This window comes from Cellulomonas sp., from assembly GCF_035634735.1.
GTDB lineage: Bacteria > Actinomycetota > Actinomycetes > Actinomycetales > Cellulomonadaceae > Cellulomonas.
On the sequence record NZ_DASQCJ010000095.1, the window covers coordinates 1 to 8,120 of the forward strand.

Genomic DNA, 8,120 nt, shown 5'->3' on the forward strand with positions numbered 1-8,120 from the left:
GGCCCGGTGCTGGACGCGTGGTTGCGGGGGCTGGACCAGCGGGTGGTGTCCCCGACGGTGCTGGTGGAGGTGGTCGCGGCGATCGACCGGATGGAGTCGCACCTGCACGCCCGCAAGCTGGCCGCGGTCGCCGAGCTCGCCAGCCGGGAGGAGATGCGCCCGGACTGGTCGCCGCTGGCCGGCGCCCCGCCGACGCAGACGAGCGTGGCGGGCGACGAGCTGGCGATGCGGCTGGGCTGGGCGCGGATGACCGCGAACCGGGTGGTGCGCCGTGCGGTCGTGCTGGACGGGCTGCTCGGCGCGACCCAGGAGGCGCTGGAGGCGGGTCATGTCGACGCCGCCAAGGCGGAGGTGCTGGCCGCGGCGTTGACCGACCAGTCGTTCCAGGTGGCGCACGCGGTGGAGGACGCCGTGCTGCCGGACGCCGGCCAGTGCTCGGTGGCCGAGCTGCGCCAGCGGGTGCAGCGCGAGATCCGGCTGGCCGACCCCGACGGCGCCGCGGACCGGCACGAGCGGGCCCGATGCACCCGCCGGGTGACGCACCCGCGGGCGCAGGCGGACGGGATGGCGTCGATGTGGCTGGTGCTCGCGGCGGAGGACGCGACGCGAGTCGACGGGGTCCTGGATCACGCGGCGCGCGCGGCGAAGGCGGTCGGGGACGGCCGGACCCTGGATCAGCTGCGCGCCGACGGCCTGCGGGACCTGGTGGTCGGGGACGTGCCGGCCTCGGACGGGCCGGCGTTCGAGGTCCGGCTCGACCCGCCCGCGCCGGCGCTGCCGAATCCGCGCCGCTCGGCGGAGGACCTGAGCGTCAGCACGTTCCGGCTGGTGCCCCGGCCGCCTGTCGAGCCGGTCCCGACCGGCACGCTCGTCCCGCTGGACGCCACCACGCTGGAACCCGCGCCCGGAGCCGCACCCACGCCGCTCCCCGCGACCGCACCCCCGCCCGCCTACGCCACCGCGCCGGACCCGCCCTCGGCCGACACCGCGCCGACCGCGCCCACCACCGCACCCCCGCCCGCGCCCGCCCACGCCACCGCGCCGGCCCCGCTCTCGACCGGCACCTCGTCGACCGCGCCCGGCACCCCGTCCACCACGACCGGCACCGCGTCAGCCACGACGGGCACCCGGGCAACAGCGCCCGGCACCCGGGCAACCGCGGCCGGCGCGGCGCCGACGACCGGGCACCGGACCTGCACGCGCTGCTCCGGGCGGCCCGGCGCCGAGGTCCGCATCACCATCAACGCCTCCACCCTGATCGGCCTCGACGACCAGCCCGCGGACCTCGAGGGCCACGGCCCCATCGACGCCGTGCGAGCCCGAGCCCTCGCCGTCGGCGGGGTCTGGCGGCGGCTGGTCACCGACCCGGTCACCCACCGGCTGCTGGACGTCGGCCGCGAGCGCTACCGACCCCCCGCCGCCCTCGACGAGTTCGTCCGCACCCGCGACGGGACCTGCGTCGCACCCGGCTGCGTCCGCCCGGCCTGCGGCTGCGAGCTCGACCACACCGAGGAGTTCCACCCCCAGCCCGGAGCCGACCCCGACGCGCCCCTGGGCCGCACCGACGCGGACAACCTCGGGCCGTTGTGCCACCGGCACCACCGGCTGAAGACCGACGGCGGCTTCCGGCTGCGGCAGATCGAGCCCGGGCTGTTCGAGTGGCTCACCCCGACCGGGCACCGGTACCTCACGCGGCCCGGCACCGGGCAGAACCACGACGCCACCGCCGACCCCCACGACGAGCCGCCGCCGTTCTGAGCCGGGCGAGGGCGGCGTCGTGCGTGTCGGTGGCCTGCGGCACCATGGCCCCATGCCCGACTACGTCGCCCACCTCACCGTCCCCGACGTGCCCGACGACGAGACCCGCGCCGGCATGGCGGATGCCCTCGGCGCGCTGCGCGACGACGCGCCTCCCGGGTTCGGCGGGGGGCGGGTGACGTTCGACCTGCGCGGCGAGGCGCCGGACCTGGAGACGGCCGTCCGCGCCGCGAACACGCACGCGGCGGAGATCCTCGACGACCTGGCGTGGGAGGTCGAGGTCGAGGTCCTGGGCTGACACCCGGCCGGCGGGCCGAGCGGCGCCGTGCGCCCCGCCCCACGCCGCGCCGCGCCGCGCCCCGCGCCGCCCCGCGCCGTGCCACGCGCCGCCCCACGCCGCGCCCCGCGCCGCCCCACGCGGTGCCACGCGCCGCCCCACGCCGCGCCGTGCGCCGCCCCACGCCGTGCGCGGCCACGACCCCACCCGGCCGCGCCCGGCTCAGTCCGCCAGGTTGTCGCTCAGGATGTCGAGCACCCGGTCGTGCGTCGTCTGCGCGACCGCCCCCGACCGGGCCGCCACCACCCCCACCAGCGACTCCACCAGCACCGCCAGCGCGATCCGCGAGGTCCGCTCGAGCTCGTGCTGGAACGTCGTGGCGGCGGGCGCGACCACGAGCTCCACGTCCGCCAGCTCCCCCAGCGGCGACCCGCGGAACGACGTCACGGCGACGACGGCGGCGCCCCCCTGCCGCGCCGCCCTCGCGACCTTGAGCGTCGCCTCGCTCGCCCCCGACCCGCTGAGCACCACGCAGCCGTCGCCGGCCGCGAGCCCGCGGGCGGCGATCTGCTGCCCGATGGAGTCGGCGACGAAGTCCGCCGGGCGCCCGACGGCGGTGAGCCGCATGGCCATGTCGGTGGCGAGCGGCGCGGACAACCCGTTGGCGAGGACCAGCAGCCGCCGGGACCCGGTCAGCACGCCGACGGCCCGCTCGACGGTGTCCTCGTCGAGGACCGCCGTCACCTGCGGCAGGGCCGCGGCGAGCGCCGCGATGTCCGCCCGCAGCCGGCCGAGGGCGCTCGACCCGTAGTCGACCTCCTCGTCCCGGTGCGCGAGCTCGGCCGCGAGCGCCACCCGCAGCTGGGGGTAGCCCTTGTAGCCGATCGCCTGGCAGGCGCGGACGACGGTCGACCGCCCGACGCCGACCCGGTCGGCGACCTCCTGGGCGGTGCTCTCCACGACCCGCTCGGGCTGGTGCAGCACCTCCTCGAGCACCCGGCGCTCGCTCGCGAGGACGGTGGGCAGCGCGGTCGCGATCCGCACGGTGGGGTGCGCGACGACGTCAGGGCTGGACGGCACGGGCACGGGCTCCCTCCATGATCCGGCGGCGCAGGGCCCCGGACGCGGCGTCGATCGCGACGGTGACCACCACGACCACGATGAGCAGCACGCCGACCGTCGACCACTGCCGGTACTGCGTGTAGGAGGTGAGCATGTCACCGATGCCGCCCACGCCGATCAGGCCGAGCACGGCGGAGGACCGGACGTTGATCTCGAACCGGTACAGCCAGAACGACCCGAACGCGGGCAGCACCTCGGGCCAGACGCCCCAGCGCAGGACGTGGGCGCCGGAGCCGCCGGCGGCGCGGACCGCCTCGACGGGGCCGCGGCCGATGCCCTCGATCGCCTCGTAGCCCCACTTGCCGAGGGTGCCGACACCGTTCACCGCGAGCGCCAGGGCACCCGTGAGCGGGGTGAGGCCGGTGACCGACAGGATGACGATGGCGATGATGATCTCCGGCACGGCCCGGATCACCGCGAACACCAGCCGCAGCGCCCCGCGGACGGGTGCCGGGCCGTGGCCGCGGGCGGCGAGCAGGCTGAGCGGCGTCGCGACGAGGATGCCGAGCACCGTGCCGAGCCAGGCCATCGCGACGGACCGCCAGGTCTGCCGCAGGGCCTCGGGCAGCGCGGACCAGTCGGGGGCGCTGAACATGAGCCACAGGTACCGGACGACCTCGGACGGCAGGTCGGCGAGCCGGCCCCAGGAGATGTCGACGGACCAGAACGCGGCGACGACGACCACGACGACGGCCGCGGACAGCGCGCGCGGCGCGAGCCGGGACGGGCGGGGCGGCGGGGCGACGGCGCCGGTCAGGGCGCCCCGGGCGCGGCGGGCGGCGCCGCGCCCGGGAGCGGGAGCGGGAGCGGGCGCGGGGGCGGGGGCGGACGGGGCGGTCACAGCAGCCTCCGGCGGGCGGCGCTGCTGACGGCCTCGAGGACGAGCACCACGACGAGGATCTCCAGGATGATGAGCGAGAGCTGGTCGTACCGGTAGAACGACCGCACGGCGTCGATGAGCAGGCCCATGCCGCCCGCGCCGACCAGGCCGAGCACGGACGACGCCCGGACGTTGAGCTCGAGGACGTAGAGCAGCTGGTTCCAGAAGCCGGGCAGCATGTCCGGCACGGCGACGGAGCGGTTCACCTGCAGCTGGGTGCCGCCCGCCGCGCGGGCCGCCTCGAGCGCGCCGGTGTCGGCGGCCTCGAGCTGCTCGGAGACGAGCTTGACGACGATGCCGACGTCGAACAGCACGAGCGCGAGGATGCCGGGGAGGGCGCCGACGCCGACCATCGCGACGAGCACGGCCGCGTAGAGCAGGTCGGGCACGGCCCGCACGACGTTGAGCACGCCGCGGACGGCGCCGCGCAGGAGCCGGTGCGGGTTGGTGGTGCGCGCGGCCCACAGGCTCAGCGGCAGCGAGACGATGCCGGCGACGGCCGTGGCGACGACCGCCATCTGCAGCGTCTCCAGCAGCGGCCCGACGGTGCGCGGGAAGAACGACCAGTCCGGCTGGAGCAGCGCGACGATCTTGTCCGCGCCGTTCCGCCAGTTCCGGGCGATTGCGCCGAGGTCGACCTCGACGCCGATCCCGGGGGCCAGCGTCAGCGCGGTGACGGCGAGCACGGCGGCCCAGCCGGCGGCGGCCTTCCACCGGCCCGCGGGGCGCCCCGGGGGCAGCGGGGCGGGCCGGCCGGCGCGCCCCGGACGGACGGGCGCCGCGACGTCGGCGGCGCTCATCCCGGGGCCCCCGCGAGATCGGGAGCGCAGCGAGCGATGTCGTGGGGTGTCATCACGAGCCCAGCACGTCGTCGGGGCGGATCGACCGGCCGTAGATGTCCTCGAACACCCGGTCGCTGGCGTCGGCCGCGGGGCCGTCGTACACGACCCGCCCGGCGCGCAGCCCGACGAGCCGCGTGCCGTACTCCCGCGCCAGGTCGAGCAGGTGCAGGTTCACGACGACGGTGATGCCGAGCTCGCGGTTCACCCGGCGCAGGTCGGCCATGACGCCGTGCGCGGTGGGCGGGTCGAGGCTGGCGACCGGCTCGTCGGCGAGGACGGCGCGCGGCTGCTGGGCCAGCGCGCGGGCGATGGCGACGCGCTGCTGCTGGCCGCCGGACAGGTGCGACGCCCGGTGCCAGGCCCGGTCGAGCATGCCGACGCGGTCCAGCGCCTCGTACGCGACCGCCCGGTCCTGCGCGGTGTGCGCGCCGAGCAGCGTGCGCCAGGTCGGCGCGTGCGCGACCCGGCCGACCAGGACGTTCTGCAGCACCGTGGCGCGCCCGGCCAGGTTGAAGCTCTGGAAGATCATCCCGACCTCGCCGCGCAGCGCGCGCAGCGCCCGGCCGCGGGCCGCGGTGACGTCGTGGCCGCCGACCTCGACGGTGCCGGAGGTCACGGGCACCAGACCGTTCAGCGTGCGGATCATGGACGACTTGCCGGAGCCGGACAGGCCGACGACGGCCACCATCTCCCCCGGCTCCAGGTCGAGCGAGACGCCGTCGAGGGCGGTCACGCCGTTCGGGTACCGCACGACGACGTCGCGCATCCGGACGGGCCACGGCGCGGGCACCGCGACGTCGTCGGACGTCGCGGTGCCCTGCGCGGCCCGGAGGCCGACGCTCACTGCAGGCCGAGCTTCTCGGCCGCGCGGGCGACGACGTCGAGCGACGCCGGGTCGGCGGGGGCGAGCTTGGAGATCGAGTAGATGTCGGTGAGCACCTGCGAGCCCTCGTCGGTGTTCGAGAAGTCCTCGAGCGCCGTGGTGATCCGGTCCTGGAGCTCGGGCGACAGCGAGGCCGCGAGCGCGACGCCGTCGTTCGGGATCTCCTCGGTCAGGGCGAACACGACGACCTTCTGGCCGACGTCCGGGGTGTCCTTCGCGACGATGGTGCGGGCGTCCCAGAACGAGAAGCCGACCTCGGCGTCGCCGTTGTAGACCGCCAGCACGGAGGCGTCGTTCGCCGTGACCGGCAGCTGCTCGATGTCGGCGTCGGTGTCGAGGCCGGCCTCCTGCAGCGCGAGGACCGGGTAGATGTAGCCGGCGGGCGAGGCCGGGCCGAGCAGCGCGACCTTCGCGCCCTCGACCTTGTCGATCGAGTCCAGGCCGGCGGGGCCCTGCAGCGCGTCGGCGCCGTTGCAGAACAGCATGCCGTCGCGCTCGACGGGCTCGTCCTCGCAGTACTTGTCGGGGTTGTTCGTCATGAACTGGGCCGGGTACGAGATGTTGCCGTTGCGCTCGGTCTGCAGCACGACGCTGGCGTCGTACATGTCCGAGGCCTGCCAGAGCTGGAGGGACGGCAGGAAGCCGATCTGCGCCTGGTCGGCGCCCATCGCCTCGACGGCGGCCTGGTAGTCCTTCGACACGACGCCGGTGACCTCGATGCCGAGCTCCTCGGTGAGGTAGTCGGTGAGCGGCTTCGCGGTGTCGACGAGGCCGTCCTGGTCCTGCGACGGGACGAGCGCGAGGGTGAGCGACGTGGGGTCGGCGGCGGTCTCGCCGGCCGACGGCGTGGCCTCGGCGTCGCCGGAGCAGGCCGACAGGGCGAGCGCGGCGACGGCCAGCAGGGCGGCGCCGGGCAGGACGTGCTTCGACATGGTCATCCTTCGGTCGTGACCCGGGCGGGGACCCGGGCGGGCTGGGGCTGGGGCTGGGACGGTGCGGTGCGCCCGTCCGCGCGGACCCACTCCCGGAGCGCCGGGTACAGCGCCGGCAGGTCGGGGACGGTCCACGTGGGGCGGGCCTCCGGCGGCGGGCGCCGGGAGATCAGGGCGGTCGCGTGACCGCGGGCGGCGACGGGCGCCAGGTCGTTGGCCCAGACGTCGCCGACGCTGAGCGCGCGCACCGGGCCGGCCGGGGCGACGCCGAGCCGGTCGAGCACCGCGGCCATGCCCGCGGGCTTGCCGACCTCGGTCAGCACGCCGTCGAGCAGGCCGGCCAGGCCGAGCGCCGCCAGCGTCTCGGGGAGCCGGATGGCCGGGGCGTTGGTGGCGAGGACGACGGTCGCCTCGGTGCGCACCTCGGCCAGGACGGCGGCGAGCCCGAGCGGGGCGGACACCGGGGCGTCGTCGGTGCCGAGCGCGTGCCGGCTCGCGAGGTAGGCGGCGGACAGCGCGAGCGGGCCGACGCCGTGCCGCTCCGCGAGGACCCGGACCAGGTCGTAGCCGTCGAGCGGCAGCAGCCCGTCGGCGGAGGCGCCGCGGGCGTCGGCCCGGCCGGCGGTGCGGCCGGCGGCGCGACCGGCGGTGTGACCCGTCGGGGCGGGGTCGCCGAGCGCGTCGACCGCGGCGGTCGCCTCGGCCAGGAACGCGCGGCGGGCGTCGGGGTCGAGGCTGGACGCCGCGGCGCGGGCGTAGGCGTGCACCGGCCCGTGCCCGACGGCGACGGTGCCGTCGAAGTCGAGCAGGAGGAGGGTGTCGGTACGGCTCACGGATCGCCTGACGTGCGGGGGCGGGTCGCCCGGTGGGTCACGCCCGTCTGGACGCATCGTCCACGCTAGGGGTGCGTTCTGGACGAGATGACCACGACCGCGTGAACAACGGCGAACGGCGGGTGAACACTCGTGGCGGCCCGCGTCGGGGGCGCCGGGCACCCGGGGGCCGGCCCCGGCGGCACGGCTAGCGTGCGGGCGTGCCCTCCCCCGTCCCGCCCGACGCCGCCCCGCTCGACCAAGCCCCGCTCGACGTCGCGCCGCCCGACAGCGCCGCCCTGCACTCCCTCGACGCCGCCGCCCTCCGCGCCCTCGACGACGCGGCCCGTGCCGCCGCCGACGACCCGGACCGCGCCCTGCGCCCCGACGGCCCCGTCGGGTGGCTCGCCGCGCAGGTGGACGCGGACCGCACGCGCGGCACGTTCGGCCGCTGGGGCCGGTCGACGGTGGTCGACGAGCTGACCGGCGCCCCGGTCGTGCCGGAGCCGGTGCTGGCGTGGCTGCAGCGCCGCGCGGGACTGCCGGTCGAGTTCCCCGGCACCGACGCCGGACTCGCGCACGTGTACGGCTACCTGCTGTCGACGGCCGCGACG

General features: G+C 77.0%; 8 protein-coding genes and 1 pseudogene. 3 read left to right on the forward strand and 6 right to left on the reverse strand.

Features of this window, described 5'->3' with window-relative positions; genetic code table 11:
- Both VER05_RS08560 and VER05_RS08565 read left to right on the forward strand, forming a co-directional pair.
- Positions 1-1,758 (forward strand): HNH endonuclease signature motif containing protein (locus VER05_RS08560; RefSeq protein ID WP_324844949.1); only part of this gene is annotated, 1,758 nt, incomplete at its 5' end.
- A 52-nt stretch (positions 1,759-1,810) separates the two neighbouring features.
- Positions 1,811-2,056 carry a hypothetical protein gene (locus VER05_RS08565; protein ID WP_324844950.1) on the forward strand — a complete coding sequence of 82 codons (246 nt, stop codon included), beginning with the start codon at positions 1,811-1,813 and terminating at the stop codon, positions 2,054-2,056.
- A gap of 201 nt (positions 2,057-2,257) precedes the next feature.
- On the opposite strand, the gene VER05_RS08570 is transcribed toward VER05_RS08565, so the two are convergent.
- The 6 genes from VER05_RS08570 to VER05_RS08595 all read right to left on the reverse strand — a co-directional run bounded on the left by VER05_RS08570 (position 2,258) and on the right by VER05_RS08595 (position 7,527).
- The gene (locus VER05_RS08570) at positions 2,258-3,115 is read right to left on the reverse strand and encodes a MurR/RpiR family transcriptional regulator (RefSeq protein WP_324844951.1); all 858 of its coding nucleotides are present in this window, start codon (positions 3,113-3,115) and stop codon (positions 2,258-2,260) included.
- Positions 3,099-3,914 (reverse strand): phosphonate ABC transporter, permease protein PhnE, encoded by an 816-nt coding sequence (gene phnE, locus VER05_RS08575; RefSeq protein ID WP_414647589.1) that lies wholly within the window; start codon positions 3,912-3,914, stop codon positions 3,099-3,101. Before phnE (VER05_RS08575) ends, VER05_RS08570 begins: the two co-directional genes overlap by 17 nt.
- An 80-nt stretch (positions 3,915-3,994) precedes the next feature.
- Positions 3,995-4,837: a phosphonate ABC transporter, permease protein PhnE gene (gene phnE, locus VER05_RS08580; protein WP_324844952.1), complete on the reverse strand. Its 843-nt coding sequence runs from the start codon at positions 4,835-4,837 to the stop codon at positions 3,995-3,997.
- 52 nt (positions 4,838-4,889) lie between these two features.
- Positions 4,890-5,645: a phosphonate ABC transporter ATP-binding protein gene (gene phnC, locus VER05_RS08585; RefSeq protein WP_324844955.1), complete on the reverse strand. Its 756-nt coding sequence runs from the start codon at positions 5,643-5,645 to the stop codon at positions 4,890-4,892.
- Positions 5,646-5,719: 74 nt separating this feature from the next.
- Entirely contained in the window at positions 5,720-6,694 is a 975-nt protein-coding gene (gene phnD / locus VER05_RS08590; protein ID WP_414647588.1) for a phosphate/phosphite/phosphonate ABC transporter substrate-binding protein, read from the reverse strand.
- Between the two features lie 2 nt (positions 6,695-6,696).
- Entirely contained in the window at positions 6,697-7,527 is an 831-nt protein-coding gene (locus tag VER05_RS08595) for a hydrolase (RefSeq protein WP_324844954.1), read from the reverse strand.
- 200 nt (positions 7,528-7,727) lie between these two features.
- Between VER05_RS08595 and VER05_RS08600 the strand changes: the two are divergent.
- Positions 7,728-8,120, forward strand: a pseudogene (locus VER05_RS08600) (hypothetical protein); the annotation flags it as partial.

Coding starts and splice junctions, on each gene's coding strand:
- VER05_RS08565 (WP_324844950.1), top strand. CDS start 1,811: ATGCCCGACTACGTCGCCCACCTCACCGTCCCCGACGTGCCCGACGAC.
- phnD (WP_414647588.1), bottom strand. CDS start 6,694: ATGTCGAAGCACGTCCTGCCCGGCGCCGCCCTGCTGGCCGTCGCCGCG.
- phnE (WP_324844952.1), bottom strand. CDS start 4,837: ATGAGCGCCGCCGACGTCGCGGCGCCCGTCCGTCCGGGGCGCGCCGGC.
- phnC (WP_324844955.1), bottom strand. CDS start 5,645: ATGCGCGACGTCGTCGTGCGGTACCCGAACGGCGTGACCGCCCTCGAC.